9 protein-coding genes are annotated in these 17,754 nt (G+C 61.0%); 2 read left to right on the top strand and 7 right to left on the bottom strand.

Annotated elements, in window-relative coordinates:
* Positions 1-19: 19 nt before the first annotated feature.
* Positions 20-958 carry an alpha/beta hydrolase gene (locus KF841_10655; protein ID MBX3395816.1) on the bottom strand — a complete coding sequence of 313 codons (939 nt, stop codon included), beginning with the start codon at positions 956-958 and terminating at the stop codon, positions 20-22.
* 135 nt (positions 959-1,093) lie between these two features.
* Positions 1,094-2,716 (bottom strand): SpoIIE family protein phosphatase, encoded by a 1,623-nt coding sequence (locus KF841_10650; GenBank protein ID MBX3395815.1) that lies wholly within the window; start codon positions 2,714-2,716, stop codon positions 1,094-1,096.
* Positions 2,717-3,068: 352 nt separating this feature from the next.
* Between KF841_10650 and KF841_10645 the strand changes: the two genes are divergently transcribed.
* The gene (locus KF841_10645; protein ID MBX3395814.1) at positions 3,069-5,720 is read left to right on the top strand and encodes a PEGA domain-containing protein; all 2,652 of its coding nucleotides are present in this window, start codon (positions 3,069-3,071) and stop codon (positions 5,718-5,720) included.
* A gap of 36 nt (positions 5,721-5,756) precedes the next feature.
* On the opposite strand, the gene KF841_10640 is transcribed toward KF841_10645, so the two are convergent.
* Positions 5,757-7,559: a hypothetical protein gene (locus KF841_10640; protein MBX3395813.1), complete on the bottom strand. Its 1,803-nt coding sequence runs from the start codon at positions 7,557-7,559 to the stop codon at positions 5,757-5,759.
* 438 nt (positions 7,560-7,997) lie between these two features.
* Here KF841_10640 and KF841_10635 point away from each other — a divergent pair, with 438 nt between their 5' ends.
* Positions 7,998-10,334, top strand: a complete 2,337-nt coding sequence (locus KF841_10635; GenBank protein ID MBX3395812.1) for a hypothetical protein — start codon at positions 7,998-8,000, stop codon at positions 10,332-10,334.
* 95 nt (positions 10,335-10,429) lie between these two features.
* Here the strand turns inward: KF841_10635 and KF841_10630 are convergent, their stop codons facing one another.
* The 4 genes from KF841_10630 to KF841_10615 all read right to left on the bottom strand — a co-directional run bounded on the left by KF841_10630 (position 10,430) and on the right by KF841_10615 (position 17,748).
* Positions 10,430-13,387, bottom strand: coding sequence for a protein kinase (locus KF841_10630; protein ID MBX3395811.1), 2,958 nt, complete (start codon positions 13,385-13,387; stop codon positions 10,430-10,432).
* A complete protein-coding gene (locus tag KF841_10625; protein MBX3395810.1) occupies positions 13,384-13,962 on the bottom strand; it encodes an RNA polymerase sigma factor in 579 nt (192 codons plus the stop codon). The genes KF841_10630 and KF841_10625 overlap by 4 nt, the downstream gene beginning before the upstream one ends.
* Positions 13,963-14,513: 551 nt before the next feature.
* Positions 14,514-15,572 (bottom strand): hypothetical protein, encoded by a 1,059-nt coding sequence (locus KF841_10620; GenBank protein ID MBX3395809.1) that lies wholly within the window; start codon positions 15,570-15,572, stop codon positions 14,514-14,516.
* A 16-nt stretch (positions 15,573-15,588) separates the two neighbouring features.
* Entirely contained in the window at positions 15,589-17,748 is a 2,160-nt protein-coding gene (locus tag KF841_10615) for a bi-domain-containing oxidoreductase (GenBank protein MBX3395808.1), read from the bottom strand.
* Between the last annotated feature and the right edge of the window lie 6 nt (positions 17,749-17,754).

The following is a 17,754-nucleotide window of genomic DNA, read 5'->3' as shown; positions in this document are numbered from 1 at the left end:
GGCCGCGCCGCCTCCCGGCTCACAGGCCCAATTCATCCAGAGCTGCCTGAATCTCGATCTGGAGTATCTCCTGGAATTTCTCGTTCAGGATGGGGTCGGGACTGAGTACCCCGGTGAGCCAGCCGTTGATTGTTTCGCGATAGAGCACCGGGTCGAGAAATATCTGAAGGGCATGATCGCCCTCGGTTACGAAGACATGTTTGGGCTGTGGGGCTCGTTTGTAGACTTCCCACATGGTTTGAAAGGGTGTGACGTTATCTTCCGGCGAATGGATGAAGAGCTTCGGTTCCTCGACGAGTGCAGCCCAGCGCTTGGTATCAAAAGCCTCGGGCGAACCGGCTATAGCGACGAGATCGATCGCGGAGACGAACGGCGAATCGTCGATTCCCGGAATGCCGCCGAGGTGATGTTCAATGAAGCCCGATCCTTCTCCCCACAGATCGAGAATGCTCTCAAACATCACCGCGGCAAAATCGCGTTCCGCCGCGACGCGCATGAGTACCGGTGCTCCCATGCTGATGCCGTATCCGACGACCACATCGGCCTTGGACATGGCATAGTCAGTGACGACGAAGGTGCTGTCGATCAGGCCCTGAAGTGATTTCGTGCCCGTGCTCTCTCCAAAACCGGGATAGTCCATGAGAATCATGTCCCAGCCGAAATCGGAAAACAGCGGCAGTCCAGCGGTGTATCGACCTTTGTTGGCGTCATTGCCGGGCACAACCACGATGATCCCTTTGCGGGTCGCGGCGGGTGTCTTGCAATGCCAGATGCTGATGAGGGTTCCGTCCGCCATCGGCAGTGCGAGCTTTTCCGCTTCGTAGCCGAAATCGGCAGGTGTGTTTCGGATGTTGTCCGATGGTCGGAGAATGAGCTGCTCCAACACATCGCAGGAGGCGCTTGCAACGGTGAGTGCCATCATGGTGGCGATTTTGATCGATAGTCGTGCGCGGGTCATGCCTTTCCCTTCCTGGATCGAGGGTGTGCGGGTGATTGTTTCCAAAGACTCGGGGAAAGTGTAACACGACGCGCGGGGAGCGACAGGCTGGTCAGCGCGGCGAGCTTCACACCGTCGGCGACGGCAGAGGCGAATTCATGAAAGCTCGATTGCAAGGAGCGTGACGTCGTCCGTCAGAGGCTGGTTGCGGGTGAATTGCTTGATCGATCGGCGGACGCGCGTCACGAGCTCGTGCGAAGGCTGCGCCAGATTCGCATTTAATGTGGCCACCAGTCGACCCTCGCCGAATTGCTCCCCATGCTCATCCTCGGCATCGGGCACGCCGTCTGTGAACATCAGGATCGAGGAGGTCGATGCGGGCAGCGTGATCGTCCTGGCGTGGTAGCACAGGTCGTTTTCCTCGATGCCGAGCGGCAGGTCGGGTTCGAATTCCAGTTTTCGCATGGTGGATCGCGCCTCGATCAGGTAAGGCGGGGGATGTCCTGCATTACAGAATGTAAACTCCCGGCGCTTGGGGTCGAGCAGGCCGAAGATTCCGGTTATGAATCGCGATTCGTGCATGTTTCGGATCGCCAGCTTGTTGAGTTGTCGCATGGCAGCCGCGATGTCCGTTTGAGAATCGAGTATCAGCCGAACGGCCGCCTGGATGTTTGCGGTCAGCAGTGAAGCCGGCAGCCCCTTGCCGGCGACATCGGCGATGACCGCGACAATCAGACCGTCATCGCGGACGAAGTAGTCGTAGTAGTCACCGGAAACCTTCTGCCCGGGGTCATTTAAGGCGTCGATCCGGACCGAATCGGTTTGAAGTGGTTCCCCTGGAAATAGCTCAACCTGAATTTGTCGCGCCGTTCGCAATTGGGCATCGACGTAATCCCGCCGTTTGATTTCCTCCACCAACTGAACATTTGCGAGGCCCATCGCGCCGAGCCGGCCGAGTGCGCCGAAAAAGTCGATGTCTTCCTTCCTGTAGCCGCCACTCGTCGTGACACGGTCGCCATAGATGACGCCATGAACTTCCTGAAGGTACACCATCGGAACGCACATCGCGCTGCGGATGTTGTTCGAGATCATGCTCTGGGTCGGGTCCACGTCGGATGAGCTGGTGTCGTTGATCAGAATGCGCTCGGCGTCATTTACGCATCGATCAACAATCGATCGGCTGATGAGGAATTCGCCCGCGGGTCCGCCATGACCGACGTTGTTGAGTTCAATCCAGTTCAGATGCTTCGATGAGGCATTCCAAAGTGCGATGCCCGCCCGCTCAAAACGTAGTTGTTCAGTACAGACATTGAGCAGTTCGCGAAGCAGATCGTCGCGGTCAAACCGGCCGGCGAGGCGTTCATTCAGTTCATATAGCGTCTTGAGGCGTCGTTGCGAAAGTTCTGAATGCGGTTCTGCACGCCAGCCGGAAGTTACCCCCGTCGTCAGGTCCGTTGGGGTATCCACCTGGGCTTCGGGCCGATGGGCCTCCGCTGCGAGCGTGATGACATAGGTGCCGATTCGGATCCGATCGCCGGGGTGCAGCGGCGCTGCGGCGATGGCACGTTCGTTGACGGTTGTGCCGTTCTTGCTTTTCAGATCGTGAATCCAGAGCGAATTGTCTGCTCGCAGCAGAATCTTGGCATGCTGGCGCGAAGTGATCGTGTCATCCGGTAGCGACAGATCGCATCCGCTGTCTCGCCCGATCAGCAGCTCGGGCTTTCGCATGTTGTATGCCTGTGTACGGCCGTCGGGGAATGTGACGATCAGGTTCGGCATAAAGGGACACTCGTGCGCCTGGTCGGTCGATCGTTTCGATTGTAGCGGGAACCGGCAGCGATCGGTGAATCACCTGCTCAGTCACGGCGTCCCCGAACCCCCGAGCGACAGGCGGCTGGACCGTCTGCCGGCTGTTCGTAAGGGTTGAATACGAGACGAGGCAGCCGCTGGCCGACGGCGGACTCGTGATCGTCACGATTCGCATCGTCATACGCGGTCGATCAAGTGTCAACGGAGGGCGGGCGGCCGGATTTTGGCGATTTTGGATTGCCTGGCTCATGGAAACGGTATGAGGGGGTGACGGTGGTGCAGACGGCGTGAGTGGGTTACAGTTATGGGACCCGTTCGGTCGATGAATCAAGGGAAGAATCTCCGCGTCGATCACGGCGCGGGGCACGCGAATGTGTCGGTTCAAACCATGGAGGGTTTGACTGCGGTGATAAATCCGCTGAATTGCGAACGGTGTGGTCGGGCCTTGGAGTCGGATGACGCCGTCTCGATGATCGAGGGCGTCTGCTTGAAATGCCGGCAGTCGCTTAGCGGCATCGTTCAGCCACTTCGCGCCGATCAACTGATCTCCGGCAAGACCACGCTTGATGAGGATGACGAATTCCTCTCGCTGCCGCGCCCGCGATTTCGAGCAATTTCGTCGCAAACTTCCGCGGCAAATGGCGCGTCCGCCAATTCGCTCGAGCGGACCGCCGCCAACGCGCCCCGATCGGCCGATGGGAGGGGAGTCAATCGCCAGGTCCCGGTTGAGGCCGCCGTGTCCTCCGGTCGGACATCGATCATGCCCAGTGCCGCCACCCAGGCACAGGTCGCAGCCTCCGTCAATGATAAAAACGTCTCTACGGTGGCGCCGCCCGGCATGGGCGCGCACTCTGCACGACGCGAGTCGACGGATAAGTCAGCGTCGACTCCTATCGCGGTCCTAGGGGATTCTCGATGGGACGGAAAAGATCGGCGAAGCGAACAGCGCGTTGCGATCGTCGCTTCGGGAACAGTGCAGTTCGGAACGCCCCGAATAAGGGGCGGATTGCGCGGCATTCCGGGTTCGGAAGAGCCTGCGCCGAAGCCTGCGGCCCAGTCGCCTTCACTGGTGGACAGGCCGAAGGAAAGCGCCGAAAGAGCGGCGGCCATGCCTCATTCCGCTTCGATGCCGATCTCCTCGTGTTCGCAGACGGCACTAACAGACCGTCCGGGGTCTTGCACGGTGGCGAAAGACGCATCGACGATGAGTCCCACACGTGCGAGGATGCCGGCGCCGGAACTGTCCCGGGAGGAATTGGAGGACCGGCTGGCGGCTGCCGCACTGAGTACGATGGCCAGCGCCTCACCAAAGACTTTGCCGAACGCGACAAATGATGCGGCGAGCGTTGTGGTTCCGTCGCCCGAGTCCAAGGATACGCCGCGCAGTCGGCGACATTTCCACCCGCCGACTCCACCATTTTCTGTTGAGGGCACGCCTCGCTATCGCCGCCGAAAGCGCGACCTTCTGGTCGGCATCACCGTCGGCCTGTTGCTGACTTTCACCGTGGCCTATTACGCAATTCGAATGCGTTCTCCCGCCGAGCGATTGGCGATTCCCGCGACATTCGAGGTTCCCTCGCCTCTGACGTTGACGATCTCGCCGCCTTTTGCCGAGGTGAAGCTCGATGGCGAGCCCGTTGGACGCGCCGACTCGTTCGGCAGGATTTCGATCGCACTGCCCGTCGACGATCTCGATTCGCATTTGATTGAAATTTCAGCGCCGGGCTACCATCCCGTGGCCCAGGCTGTATCCACATATCTCGGTGCTCCAGATGCCTACGTTTCTCTCATGCGGATGCCGTACGACCTGTCACTGACCACGATACCGCCGAATGCCCAGGTCTGGATCGATGGAGAGATGCGAGGTACCAGTCCGCTGACGCTGTCGATGGATCCAACCAAGTCGCCTGAAATGACGATTCGGCATGACGGCTATGCGGACTTGACTCAACGCGTTTCACCGCCGGAGGTTGGCGACGCGCTCGCAATGGAACTGGAACTCAGGGAACTCGGACGGATGCTGGCGGTTGAGACCGAACCGGCCGGAGCGACGATTCGCATCAACGGCCGTCTCGCTGGCGTCGCACCACTTCGAGTGGAGATGGAGCCGGGAACGCTTGGAAAGCGCATCGAGATTGCCGCAGTCCTCGATGGCTACGACAACGCGCAACTGTGGATCGATTTGCCCGAAGACGGTGGGGGCGACGACATGCGAGCGAAGATCGCGCTGGCGAGGACGCTGGCGCGGATCAATGTCTATACCGATCCGCCCGGGGGCCGGGTGGTGGTGGCCGGACGTGACCTCGGCACTGCTCCGGTCACGATGGAGTTCGCTCCTGAAGAGACCGGCAAGACCGTCCTGGTTGAGGCATCGACCGGTGGCACTCATTTCGGCCGACAGGAGATCGCGATTCCACCCGCCGGTGAGCCGACCATGCTGATGATTCCGTTGAGCTTCGGCGCCCAGCGTGTTGTGTTCGCAATGAGCTCTCCGGTCGGCAACGCGCCCGATCATTTCGCGATGATCGACCAGCTCACACGGCAGATTCAGTCGCTTGGTTCGGGTCAGCGGTTTGCGATCATAGCCGTCGAGGATGATACGGTCACCACGTGGCCGGGCGGTTTGACGATGGAGTCTGCGACGAGTGAGCAGAAGGTTCGGGCGTACGACATGGTGCGGGCCGTCCGGCCCACGCATGTGCAGTCGCTCGATGCACTGCTTCGGGCAACGCTCGCATTTGAGCCGACGTCCGTCTGGCTTTTCATCGATGGTGAAATCGATCGTGCAGCGTTTGAGCGCTTCAGTGAGAAAATCGGCACGCAGTCAATCGGCGTGAATATCGTCCGGGCGACGCCTCCCATCGATGAGACATGGCTTTCCTCGTGGGCCGCGGCCCATCGCGGCACTTTTTCCCTGATCGGTCGTGACACGCTCTCGGCACTCGCGGGGCGCGGCGATTCGGATGCGGATTGATCGGCCGATCTTCAAGAGCCGCGGGGAATTGTCGCCTCAGGGCGCGGCCAGATACGCATCGACATACGGTCGGATGTCGCGACCGTCAGTGAAGCCATCCAGATTCACATCCGCCGCGCACGCATGCCAGGGCTGCTGCGGCATCATGAGCAGCGCATCCACGAATTCCGGAATTGTCAGCGGCACGCACAGCGTCGATGAGAATTGCAGATAGAGGTTCGCAAAGTCCAGCCAGTCGGCGCAGTCCACGTCGCCGTCGAAGTCCATGTCAAACGTCGCGCACGGATGTGGCACAACGGCCACCGTGCCGGTCATGCCCGCGGACTGATCTGGCTGACTGAAATAGGAATAGTTGCTTCCGCCGCGTGGGTGCAAATTGAGAAAGCTATCGTCAAACAGCACCTGGAAGACGGTTCCCGCGTTCGACGTCGGCGCTCCGGAGAAGAAGGCTCCGTCAAACACGCCTCCGCTGCCGCTCACCACGTTGTGCGGGCCGTCGACCCACGTCCACAGCACCGTGTCTCCGGTTTCCACAACGATATCGGCCGGGTTGAATGACGAACCAGGGCCGACCGAGATGTTCGTGGTGGCTGTGCCGTTCGTATCGAACGTGACGCCATCGCCGCTGAAGCAGGTATGGAAGTGGTCGCAGTCAATCTGGTCGAGGATGCCGTTGCCGTCGAAGTCGCCTGGCAGGATGCGCAGAAGGGCATGGCGGAAGATGGCGTCCTCGATGTCGTCGGTCACCAGCACTTCGAGGGCGTCGATGTGATCGTTCGGTCCCAGACCCAGATCTGCGGCCTCGGCGAATCGCACGAAACTACCGGATCCGTTTGAAACGAAGATGTCGGCCGCGCTGAAATCCGGCGATGTGGCAAGCGTCGGTGAACCACGCGTCAGGGTAAAGAAGATTCGATCGGTCGCGGGATTCAGGATTCGGTCTCCGTGGTCGATGACCACCAGCCCGTCGATGTCATCGCCGCCTGGGCCGCTAATAAGGCCAAGCTGGTCAGCTCGCGCGTAGATGATCTCTCCCATCGGAATCGACGGCTCAAAGTCGAAATAGACGTTGGCGCCACTGGGTGTACCGGGAAGATTTTGAAGAGAAGGGCTGTTACGCGAAACTGAGAAGAAAATGCCGTCCGTCGAGATGCCTCGCATCGGACCTCCGCCGCCTGACTCCTGGGACACTGCCGCATCCACGTCGTCCTTGGGTTCGGGCGGGGGCGGCGTGTTTTTTGAGGGCGCCTTGGTGGGCTTCAGGTCGTAGTCCACACCGCCGGCATCACCTTGATTGATGACGCCGGTGTTGTTGCCGCCGCCCGGGCCGCGAAGCGGGGGGACGATCGGTCCGTTCAGATCGAAAAGCAGCGTGGACATGAACAGATCCGCAGCCGCCTGGTTTTTCATGGCCTGCTCACGGACGTTGAACGGCCGATTGCTGGCGACGAGGTCCGGATCGGGATCAGCGGCGCCGACTGACAAGCGATCGACGCTGAAAAGGATTGCAAAGGTGCCCGCTGTTCCCGCTGTCGTCAGATCGGAGCGATCGCTTGAGAGTGCGTTCAGATTGTCAAGCGGGCTATTGAGTCGAAGTCCTTGAGCGCTGAAGCGGACTGAGGGGCCCGGCTTGTCGAGCACGTCGGACGCCGAAACGCCTTCGGTGCTGGCCGTCGGTGACAGCAGATCAATCGAGAACAGCGGATTCCGAAGCGGATCGACGGCGTGCGGAATCTGAGCTTGAACCAACTGGCGGCCGAGCCCAGGAAGCAGCCACACGAGTGCGGTCAGAATCAACGCGAACTGTATCGCGCGCCGCGCGGAAGCGGTCTGTGTCATTTCAGCGTCTCCTCATTCTTTCGGGGGGCTTCCGCAGCGGGCAAGCTACGCACCCGCATCGGCCGAGAAACTGTTTGAGGGGCCCCTCCGGATAGCGATGAAATCCCCTGTACACGCTATCATAACGAACTCTCCCAAAGGATGACGGCTTCAGAACGCTTCTCGGCCACTTTTTTACCCGAAAGGGGGGCTTCAGATGTTGGGGCAGGCGAGCCGGCTTTGCGAGCGATATTCGTCGCCCTTCCTCGGCGTGCCCCCCGGCGATGTTCACAATTTCTCTGCGATCGGCCGTGCGTCGGATGCCGGCAACTGGCCACGGCAACGACTCGTCCGTCTTCGATTCCAGTACGGCAAATGCGACGTTTGCGCTGAATCACGCGCTGAGCCCGCTTGAATTCGTAGCGGGCTTTGTCGAAACCGCTGAAATGGAGTCGTCCGATGAGGCCATCAAGAACGCAGAGAGTCGTCAATACTCAATTCATCGTGTGCTTCGCGGGCATTGCATGGGCAATGTCGGCCATGCCCCAATCGGTCATCGGACAAGTTCGCTGGCAGATCGCCGGTGCGGATGCGACCATCGACGGCAATGCCAGCTCCAACGAGCTGAACATCACCGGTCCGCTGACCGTCGTCAATGAAACATGCCAGCAGACCGGTGCGTTTCTGCCCAGCGTTGCCGGCACGAACGGCGTCGTGCATGAATACGGCTACAAGTGTTTCCGCGAGGCGGTCGAGGAGGTGCTGCCGCCCGGCGGCGGTCCGCCGCTGCGTGTGCAGTCGGTCATCAAGGCCCGCGCCTTCATCGACGGCGATAACACCGACGAGATCACCGTTCAGTGGCTCAATCTCTCGTACTGCGATCAGTTCACCGACGGTCATATTGCTGCCGCGACAATGGCACTTAATTTCAATATCGATCTTAACATCGTGAACGGGCCGGCGGGGGCGCCTGTTCTGGTCTATTACTACTGGGACGCATTCGGCGGAGCTTCCACCTCGCATGAGTGCCCGCAGAATCCACTGCATCCCAACTGCGCCGGTGGACTGGCCGGCGAGGATGCGGTCCGCACAAACAATCGCCTCGAAGTGGGTGGACGCGAGTTGCTCGGTGGGCGATTCGACTTTGCCTCGCCTGGCGGACTTCCCGGTTGGAACGTCAAGAACAATCAGGGCGGGGCGATCGCCGCGCGCGTGGGTGACACCATCCGTATCGCGATGGACTCGATCACGCGCGCGAGCCTTCTTGATCCGGGGCCCAATGGCATCCAGGTCGGTCCGGAATCCGACGCGATCTTTCAGGGGCGTCTGCGCATTACAGTCGGCTATGTTGCGCCGCAAATTCCGCCCGTCAATCCGGTCGAACCGCAGCGGGAGTTCTCGCTCGACATCGGCTCCGACAGCGAGATGAGCGATCCGCAGGCCGCCGGAAACGAGAGCTTTGATCCGGGTGATGTCTATCTGTGGCAGCAGGCGATTGCGCCAAACTGCGGAGCGAACGGCTTTCGTGACGACACCACGGCATTTGCCGGAAGCGATCCGTCGCCGTCAGCGGGAGATTGCGCCAGCATCGCGCCGGTCTGCTTCGGCACATGGGTGAATTCCAGTTGGTTCGATCTCGACGGAACCGACTCGATCGACCTCTCGCTCGCAGGAATTCCCGGATTTTTCGGCCCCATTTCAGTGAGCGGATCCTCCTGCATTCATTTCCCGGAACACCTGATGGTTTCGTTCGATGACGACTCGGCGACGCACTACGGCGCGCCAGCGGGCTTCTGTTCCGTACCGACCAATTCCCTTTCGCCGATTCGGGCACATACCTACGGCACCTCGGCCGGTCGGGACGAAGTGATCTATCTGCGGCTCGACGACGCCGCGATCAATCCGGCACCTCTGCCTCGCGCCGCCACAGTTTTCAGCGTCAACATCGCGGATGAGGCGACCGTCCATTCATATCTCGCACCTAATCCAGATCTGTCCGGGTCCGACGATGACGACGTCGACGCCCTCGACATCAACGATCCGGCGGCCGGCTGCGACCACTGGTACTTCTCCTGCGATCACGAAGCGACCTGGTTCGACCCGATTAACGGTATTTCACTTGACCCCGGCGACATTTATGAAGTCGTGAATGGCATCCCCATCGTAGCGATTGATCACGCGGTGCATCTGGGACTGCCGGATGGCGTCGACATCGACGCATTCGAATTCGTCCAGTTGCACAGCAGCGCGCTCGGTGGAGTCTTTGTCGCGCTGCTGTTCAGCGTCGCGGACGACGACCCCGCATCCAATCTCGATGAATCCGGCGGTCTCAATCCCGCGATGATCTACGCCAGCTTTTTGGACGGTCTCTCGTTTCCTTATCTCGACGCGCCGCTGGCCGACGACATCGATGCGATCGCTGTATGGAGTGCGGCCATCGTTCCCGCGCCGACGAGCGGGGCCTGCTGTCTTGCCCAGAACGGCTGCATCCTGACTTTGTCCGGCGGCGATTGCGCCGCCTTCGGAGGAACATTCATGGGACTCGGGACGGACTGCGCCGACATCAACGGAAACGGCGATGCGGACATCTGTGAATGTCAGGGATGCCGTGGCGACCTTAACGGCGATCACTCCATCGATGGCCGCGACGCCCAGGGCTTCGTCGATTGTGTCATTGCAACGGCATCCGGTCCTTGTGGCTGCGCGGACCTCGATGGCGACGGTCAACTTGGCTTGGCGGATGTGCAGCTCTTCGTGATTACCCTGCTGAGCGGTCCGCTGCAATCCTGTCCTTGAGGTCGGCCGCGGGCCGGCTCTTCATTCAGGTTTGAAGCCAGGAACGCGAATGCAGTGCAGGAATTTGCCGGGATCGCCATCAGGAGCCGGGGGCGTCAATCTCCGGCGTCCACACCCTCGCGAGCGAATTCGCCGTTGACGCCGCTGGAGCCGATCCGGCCGATCTGACGCCACCGCGGCCAGTTTGCATCGGCCTGCATCTTGCGAACGAAGACTTTCGCGAGATAGCAGTAGTCCTCGATATCGTAAGTAGCTTCACAAGCGGTGAAGGCCGCCAGAGCGGCTTCCCGATGCCCGGCCGATAGTTCGCGGCAGGCGTGGAAGAAATGGGCTTCCGGCCACTGAAGCCTGGCATCCGGCGCAACAGGTGCCGCGGTTTCAACGGCAAGCAGCTTCGTCGCAAGCGTCTCCAACGTGGTCCAGTCGGTCGCGCCGCGGAGGTAGTCATACACGGCGCTGTACCATTCCGTCGTACGGGAACCTGTCGCGACGTCTGCGAATTGGATCGTCGAGCGTCGTGCGTTGAGCAGATCCGTCGCTTCAACAGGCGCGCCAAGGACCAGGAATAGGCACGCCGCCGAAGTGGTGGTGCGGAAGTCCTGAGGTCGTATCGCGGCGAACTGTCGCGCGTGGTTGATCGCGTCGGTCCGTTTCCCCTGATCGGCCATGATCATGGCGGGGAAGAAATGAATCTGCCAGAAATAGGTGGGGTCGTTGGTCGGGCAGATCGTCGCCATCGCGGACAGGTCTGCGCGGGCGCGGTCGAGATCGTCCAGCCAGTAGGCGACGCGCCAGCGATACTGGTAGAGTTCAACGCGCGAGAAGGCTGTCGTACAAAATCGCTCACCGCGATCGCGGGCATCGAGTGCATTGCGGTAGTCGCCAATCGCCTCCCAGTATTCGGCTTCGCAGACGTAGCCACGCGGGCTGGTGGGCTCGGCCGTCTGGGCCTCGCGGGCAAGCTTAAGGGCCTGATCAAAGTAACGATTCGCTGATTCGGTGTCGCCGCCGGCCTGATAGATTTCCGCCGCGAGGCGAAAGGCGATCGACAGCAGATACCGCGGATAGGCCGTATCGCTTCGGAGCAGGCAGGCTGCCGTCAGCGTGTCACGAACGACGCCGAGGTTTTCAAGCTTGCGGTCGTGATACATCTGATAGTTCAGTGCGCGACCCAGGTGCAGCAGCGCCTGATAGAAGGAGGCCCGCAGGCTGACCGCGGCCTTGAAATCAAGGATGGCGGCATCCGGATTGTTGCGGACAAGGGCCTGTCCACGAAAAAAATGTGCAAATGCGTCGCCGTCGGGTCCGCCAAGCGAATCACCCCGGGCCAGCCATGTGCTCGATTCCTCGAAGCGTTGATCAATCCGGCAGGCCCATGCGAGCAGGTAGTGCACGCGAACGTTTGTCGGGTTGCGCGCCAGCGCCGATCGGAACAGTTCGATTGCACGCGCTGTGTCGTCCAGAAGGTGACACATGCCTGACGCAATCGCGAAACGCGTCGGGTCAGGGCCGAGTGCGGCGGCCTGCTCCAGCAGTGCCAGCGGCCGCGCAGGATCTCGGTAGTCTTCGATCACCAGTGCGTCGAAAGCCTGCTGCACCAGCGCGTCTGATCGGTCACGCCGCGCCTTGTAGGTCTGAACCGTCCACAGCGTGGCGCCGATGCAGATCGCCAGCGACAACGACATGGTCGCGGCTAGCCCCGGATGACGGCGCACCCATTTGATCGTCTTTTCAAATGGACCGACGCGACGGCTGAGGATCGGGCGATCCGAAGCATATCGCAACAGGTCGGCTGCCAGATCGCGGGCATCCTGGTAGCGGCGGCGCGGGTCTTTCTCCATCGCACGCAGGCAGATGGTCTCAAGATCGATCGGGATGGAGGGGTTGAGCTTGCGTGGCGGCTTGGGCTCTCGAAGGCGGATGCGGGCGATGGTCTGCTCACGCGTGGGGCCGTCGAAGGGCCGCACGCCCGTAAGCAGTTCGTATAGCGTGACGCCGAGGGAGTAGATGTCGGTGCGGTGGTCGATGTGACTGCCGTCGGCGTCGATCTGTTCGGGAGACATGTAAGCCGGTGTCCCGAGCATTTCGCCTGAAATTGTCAGGCTCGGTTCGTCGAGAAGGCGGGCCAAGCCGAAATCGGTGATGTGCAAATGTCCGTCCGCACCGAGCAGAAGGTTGCGCGGTTTGATGTCGCGGTGCAGGACATGGTGGCGATGAGCGTGAGCCAGAGCATCCGCGACCTGCGCGATGAGACGTGCGAGTCGGCGATAGTCGGCCTGTTGCCGCGTCGTGCCGGAATGCGTCAATGATGCGGCATCGGAACCAGCGCCACCTGGCGGGGCGGTAAATGGCGAGGGCGACCCCTCGCGGTGATCTCGCTGTGACGCGGCGCGAAATGCGGCGGGACTTCCACTTGAAGCCGGTTGTGAATGACCGTGACGGTTGGTGACTCGCTCGAGACCGTCCGCCGATGCGGATGATTGATAAAGGCGGGACGGATCAGTCTGGATTATGCGCCCCAGATCGATACCCTCAATCATTTCCATCGCATAGTAGAAATGCCCTCCTTCCTGCCCCTGGGCATACACCGGAACGATGTGAGTGTGATGCAGGCGGGCGGCGGCCTGCGCCTCGCGCTGAAAGCGGCTGAGCGCATCGCCGCTTGCCGCGACCAGAGACGGCAGAATCTTCAGGGCCACAACTCGATTGAGCGACACCTGTCTGGCACGATAAACGGCGCCCATGCCGCCACGGCCGACCAGTTCAATAATCTCGAAGTCGCCGAGCCGCGCGCCCGCTTTCCAGTCATCTGAATGCGACGTGCCGCCCCCGACCGTGGTTTGACTGGGTGTCGCCGATGCGGCACGAATGTAGGTCCGCTCCTGCACGTTCTTGGCAACGTGCATCGCGTCGAGTAGCTCCTTTGTTTCGCGGTGTGCTCGTCGGCAGGCCGGACAGGAGTCGAGGTGGGCCCGGATGCGTTCTGAGGCGGCTGGTTCGAGTTGTCCCTCAAGATAATCGAGCAGACTCTCTTCGACGGCATGGCAGTTCATAGCGACGAATCGTCCAGCGCATGAAGCTGCTCACGCAGGTGGCGGGTCGCGCGAGAAAGCCGCGCTTTCGTTCCCGCGAGTGACAGACCGATCGCTTCCGCCACCTCCAGCCGCGGAAGTCCCTGGAAGAAGTAGAGAATCACCACCTCGCGAAGGTCTTCATCCATCGAGTCGATCGCTGTCTGCACGCTACGGGCGCGGTCGGCCTTGATCGCCTTGCCCGCGGGCGTCGTGGCCGGGTCGATGGGAATCGCGGCGCCGTCCCAAATGTGGCTGGCCGATTTCATTGCCGACATTCGCACGTCGGGACGCATCTTGCGAATCTCGTCAATCGACCGATTGCGGGCGATCTTGTAGAGCCACCCGCGAAGGCTGCCGCTCGGCGGTGTGACGCCGGGGCTGAAGCACTTCATCATCACTTCTTGCACGATGTCCTCGGCCAGAACCTCGTCATACACCATACGCCGACAAAACATCTGCAACTCACGCCCGTACCGGGCGCGAACTTCGTTCACAGCCGACGGGTCGCCGGAATGAAGACGTGCGATCAGTTCCTGGTCGCCTTGGCGTTCCAATTCCTCGTTCTCCGGAAGGCACGGATCCGACTGTCCGCCGGGGACCGGCGGGAATTACGTCTCACACAGCCGCCGATCGATTCCGAAGCGGTCAGGCCGACGGATGGTGCCATGCTCCGCCCTGTACGGTGGGGCCGAAAATCCGGGCTCGGCAGACGTAACTATGTGCCAACACTAGTGATTAGCGTAACACGTCCGGAGTGAGGCTTCAATTCTGAACTTGCGATAATTGAATCAGGATTGGAAGTCGGAGGCGGCGCATGTAACCGCGATCTAAACCGATATTTCGCGGTTTCTTAGCGAATTTCGTTGACGCTGGCGCCGGGGGGGGGTATCACGGTGACTTGGATGTCGGCGGCTCGAATGGATTCGGGCGCGTTCATCGGCATCGACAAATCTGGGTTTCTGCCCGAGGGATCAAGCCATGAAGCCAGGATTCGCCCATTGGCTCCGTCGTATCTCTCTGCTGTGCTGGCTGTGTGTTGTGCTGGGTATGACAGCCTGCGTCTGACGAAATCAAAAACGGTCTGGTATTTTGCGAGCGGGGCCATCTATCCGATGTCCGCAACGGTGGTCATTCCGTCGAGTCCGCGGAGCGCTTGTCCACTGTAGATCACGCGCTCCATTGGGCTTGCGCCGCGCGGCAGAATGATCGACCCCCATTGAAAAATCTTCTGCGGCAGCGCGTCCTTGCGTGCCGTGAGAACGGTCTGCCAGCGTTCACCATCGGTTGATAATAGAAGCGTCGCCTCGCGCGAAGGATTGGCTCTTGATATCTCCACTGTCGTCGACAGTGCGAGGACGCGGCCGAACCGGCATGCGTAAATGCAACTGCCGGCAAGCGGTGCGAGGCGTTCGAGTCTGCCTGTTTGCTTGTCGAGCCGCACGACATGGTTCGTCTCGTTCTCCGTGTCGGTACCGTAGATGAAATGATCCCCCATATCGAATACGCAGACCGCGCGGTAGTCCTGCTTGCCCCGGACCAGCCACTCAAACGATTTCAGATCCTCCGAGAGTCGACCGAATCCCGGCTCGTGTCGATGATCGCCCGTCAGCACCCAGTAGTGCCCGCCGGAACGATCGTGGAGAATGTTGTGCACATGTCGAATCTCATTTGGTGGAAAGACGTAGGACACATGGTACGAACGGCCGCGGTCGTCGGATGCGTAGATTCGCACCTCCGGTCGGTCGCGATTGGTCGTGTTGTACTCACCCCAGAGCACCCGGGCACCTGGGCCGACGCAGAACATCATCGGCGGCTTGAGAAAATCGACGATCTCCACCCGCGCCGGCGTCATGAGTTGCTGGCCCGGCTCGGCACAATAGACGCCCTTCTTGCTGGCGGCGATGTACGACCCGTCCGAAAGCCGGGCCATCGCCCGGACCTCGTGTCGAAATGCCCGGCAGGTCAGTCTCGATCGCTCGATCATCCATCGCTGCCAGGTGCGCGGCATTCTCGTCTCGAAATGCCAGGTCATTCCGCCGTCGGTTGAGCGATGGATCTCATAGTTGCGGCCGAGATAGAAGGAACCATCAGGCTCGGCCAGAACAACTCTGCCGGGACAGCTGCTGCGCGGCTGCAATTCGATTCCTTCAGGCAGTTCTGTCATGGTCCACGTGAGAAGGCTACAGGTCGATCGGGCTTCCACTGCGTGCGGATTCAGCCGCGGCGATCGACGCGCGCGTTACATTCTCGATTTCAGACAACGGCATCACCGCAGGGCCGCCACGCGCAACCGCTTCTGTCAAACGGCGAAACTGCTCGGCATGACCTTTGTCCTGGCGCCGCACCTTGAGTTTAGAAAAGCCCTTCCAGCCGTATCCGGTCAGCAGGCGAAAGTTGTCCAGACGAAGGACCTTGCCGTCGCAGAAAACATCGATCGTCTCCTTCGGATAGCTTCGGTGCCCGTTGCCGAAGTAATGAAGCGTGCCGATCGAACCGTCCGCGAAGGAAAGCGTGACGGAAACCTTGTCGTCCCGCACGGCCAGTCCGGCGCTTTCTCCGACGCGCGTCGCGGTCACCCGGACGATCGGAGCGCCCACCAGGAAGCGCATAAGGTCAATCCAGTGGCACCCTTCGCCGATGATCCGGCCTCCGCCCACCGCCGCGTCCTGCGTCCATGAGTCCGCCGCGATGACGCCCGCATTGATCAATGCACTGATTGTCATCGGCTCACTCCGGCCTGACAGCAGCGATTGCATTTTGATCGCGTGGGGCGAATAGCGCCGATTGAAGCCCACCAGCAACTGCCGGCCGGCCGCTCTTTCAGCGGCGGCGCGCACGGATTCGAGTTCCTCCAGTGTGAGGCACAGCGGCTTCTCGACCATTACGTGCTTGCCGGCATCCAGGAATTCGGTCACCAGTCTGGCGTGCATGTCGTGTCGCGTCACAATCATCGCGAGGTTCACGCTTGCGTCGTCGATAATCGTGCGGTAGTCGGTCGTGACGTTCTCGAATCCGAACTTCCGGCCATTGTGCAGGCTGCTGACGCCGCCCGCGCTGGCAATTGTTCGCAGTTGCACCGGACAGCCGCGCAATGCCGGAAGCAGTGTCATCTTCGCGAAATTGCCGGCGCCGACGAGCCCGATCACCGCCGATCCGGCGGCCGCGCCAGCCGATGGGACGCCGCCAGTTACCGGATCGCGCAATCGGACGACGCGATGTGTCGGCGGCTCGGTCCGGGGATACTCAAGGATCATGCCGAGTGTGCTGCGATCCTGCGTCAAGGCGCTGTATGCATCAGCCGCATCAGCAAACGGCAGCTTCTTCGTAATCAGCGGCTTCACGTGCAGCCGGCCGGCGGACAGCATGTCGATGATCGCTTCGAAGTTCCGCTGCGAGGTCCAGCGCACGAAGCCCAGTGGATAATCCTGTCCCCGTTCCTCATAAGTCGAATCATATCGGCCAGGTCCATACGAACAGGAGACCTGGAAGGTCAGCTCCTTTCGATAGAAATCCGTTCGGGCGAGTTCCATCCCGACCACGCCGACGAGGACGATCCGCCCGCGCATTCTGCACATCTGGGCGGCTTGGCGGATGATGTCGGGGCTCTTGGAAGATGCCGTGATGATGACACCATCGACGCCCCGTCCATGCGACAGCGCCTTGGCGTGTGCGACCGGGTCCGCACCGTTGGGTAGATCCACGATCTCCGTGCCGAATTCGCGGGCCATCGCCAGACGCCTGCCGTCCGTGTCGATGCCGATCACGCGGCACCCGTGCGCGATCAGCAGTTGCGCCGTGAGCAGGCCGATCATGCCGAGCCCGATGACGGCCACCGTCTCACCAAGCGTCGGATTCAGCAGACGAACGCCCTGTAGGCCGATCGAACCGAGGACAACGAAAGCCGCTTCTTCATCCGAGACGTTCTCCGGCACTTTCGCGCAGAGGTTCTTCGGAACGCAGACGATCTCCGCGTGCAGGCCGTTGTTCGCGACGCGATCGCCGGGTTGAAAGCCCGCCACGCCGGCGCCGACCTCCAGAACCACGCCGACATTCGACATCCCCATCGGCTGCGGCTCATCGAGGCGCGAAAAGACCGCTTCCATCGTGGGGAGCAGACCGTCTGTCTTGATCTTGTCGAGCACCTGCCGCACCCGTTCCGGCTGCGATCGAGCCTTGGCGATGAGGCTACCCTTGGCGAATTCGACGAGCATTCGCTCGGTTCCCGGGGAGATCAGCGACGCCCGCGACTGAATCAGCAGACAGCCCGGCTTCACCATCGGACTGGGCACGTCGGCCAGCTCGACGATGCCGGTTTTCAGATTTTGCAGTACCTGTTTCATGATGAC

The sequence above is a fragment of the Phycisphaerae bacterium genome (genome assembly GCA_019636475.1).
Taxonomy (GTDB): domain Bacteria; phylum Planctomycetota; class Phycisphaerae; order UBA1845; family UTPLA1; genus JADJRI01.
The sequence above is the reverse complement of the archived record's forward strand: the minus strand, read 5'-3'. Positions and strand labels throughout refer to the sequence as shown.

What these genes read in the sequence shown, in the direction of transcription:
- KF841_10640 (MBX3395813.1), bottom strand. Translation starts at nt 7,559, where the DNA reads ATGACACAGACCGCTTCCGCGCGGCGCGCGATACAGTTCGCGTTGATT.
- KF841_10615 (MBX3395808.1), bottom strand. Translation starts at nt 17,748, where the DNA reads ATGAAACAGGTACTGCAAAATCTGAAAACCGGCATCGTCGAGCTGGCC.
- KF841_10650 (MBX3395815.1), bottom strand. Translation starts at nt 2,716, where the DNA reads ATGCCGAACCTGATCGTCACATTCCCCGACGGCCGTACACAGGCATAC.
- KF841_10655 (MBX3395816.1), bottom strand. Translation starts at nt 958, where the DNA reads ATGACCCGCGCACGACTATCGATCAAAATCGCCACCATGATGGCACTC.
- KF841_10635 (MBX3395812.1), top strand. Translation starts at nt 7,998, where the DNA reads ATGAGGCCATCAAGAACGCAGAGAGTCGTCAATACTCAATTCATCGTG.
- KF841_10645 (MBX3395814.1), top strand. Translation starts at nt 3,069, where the DNA reads ATGAATCAAGGGAAGAATCTCCGCGTCGATCACGGCGCGGGGCACGCG.
- KF841_10620 (MBX3395809.1), bottom strand. Translation starts at nt 15,572, where the DNA reads ATGACAGAACTGCCTGAAGGAATCGAATTGCAGCCGCGCAGCAGCTGT.
- KF841_10630 (MBX3395811.1), bottom strand. Translation starts at nt 13,387, where the DNA reads ATGAACTGCCATGCCGTCGAAGAGAGTCTGCTCGATTATCTTGAGGGA.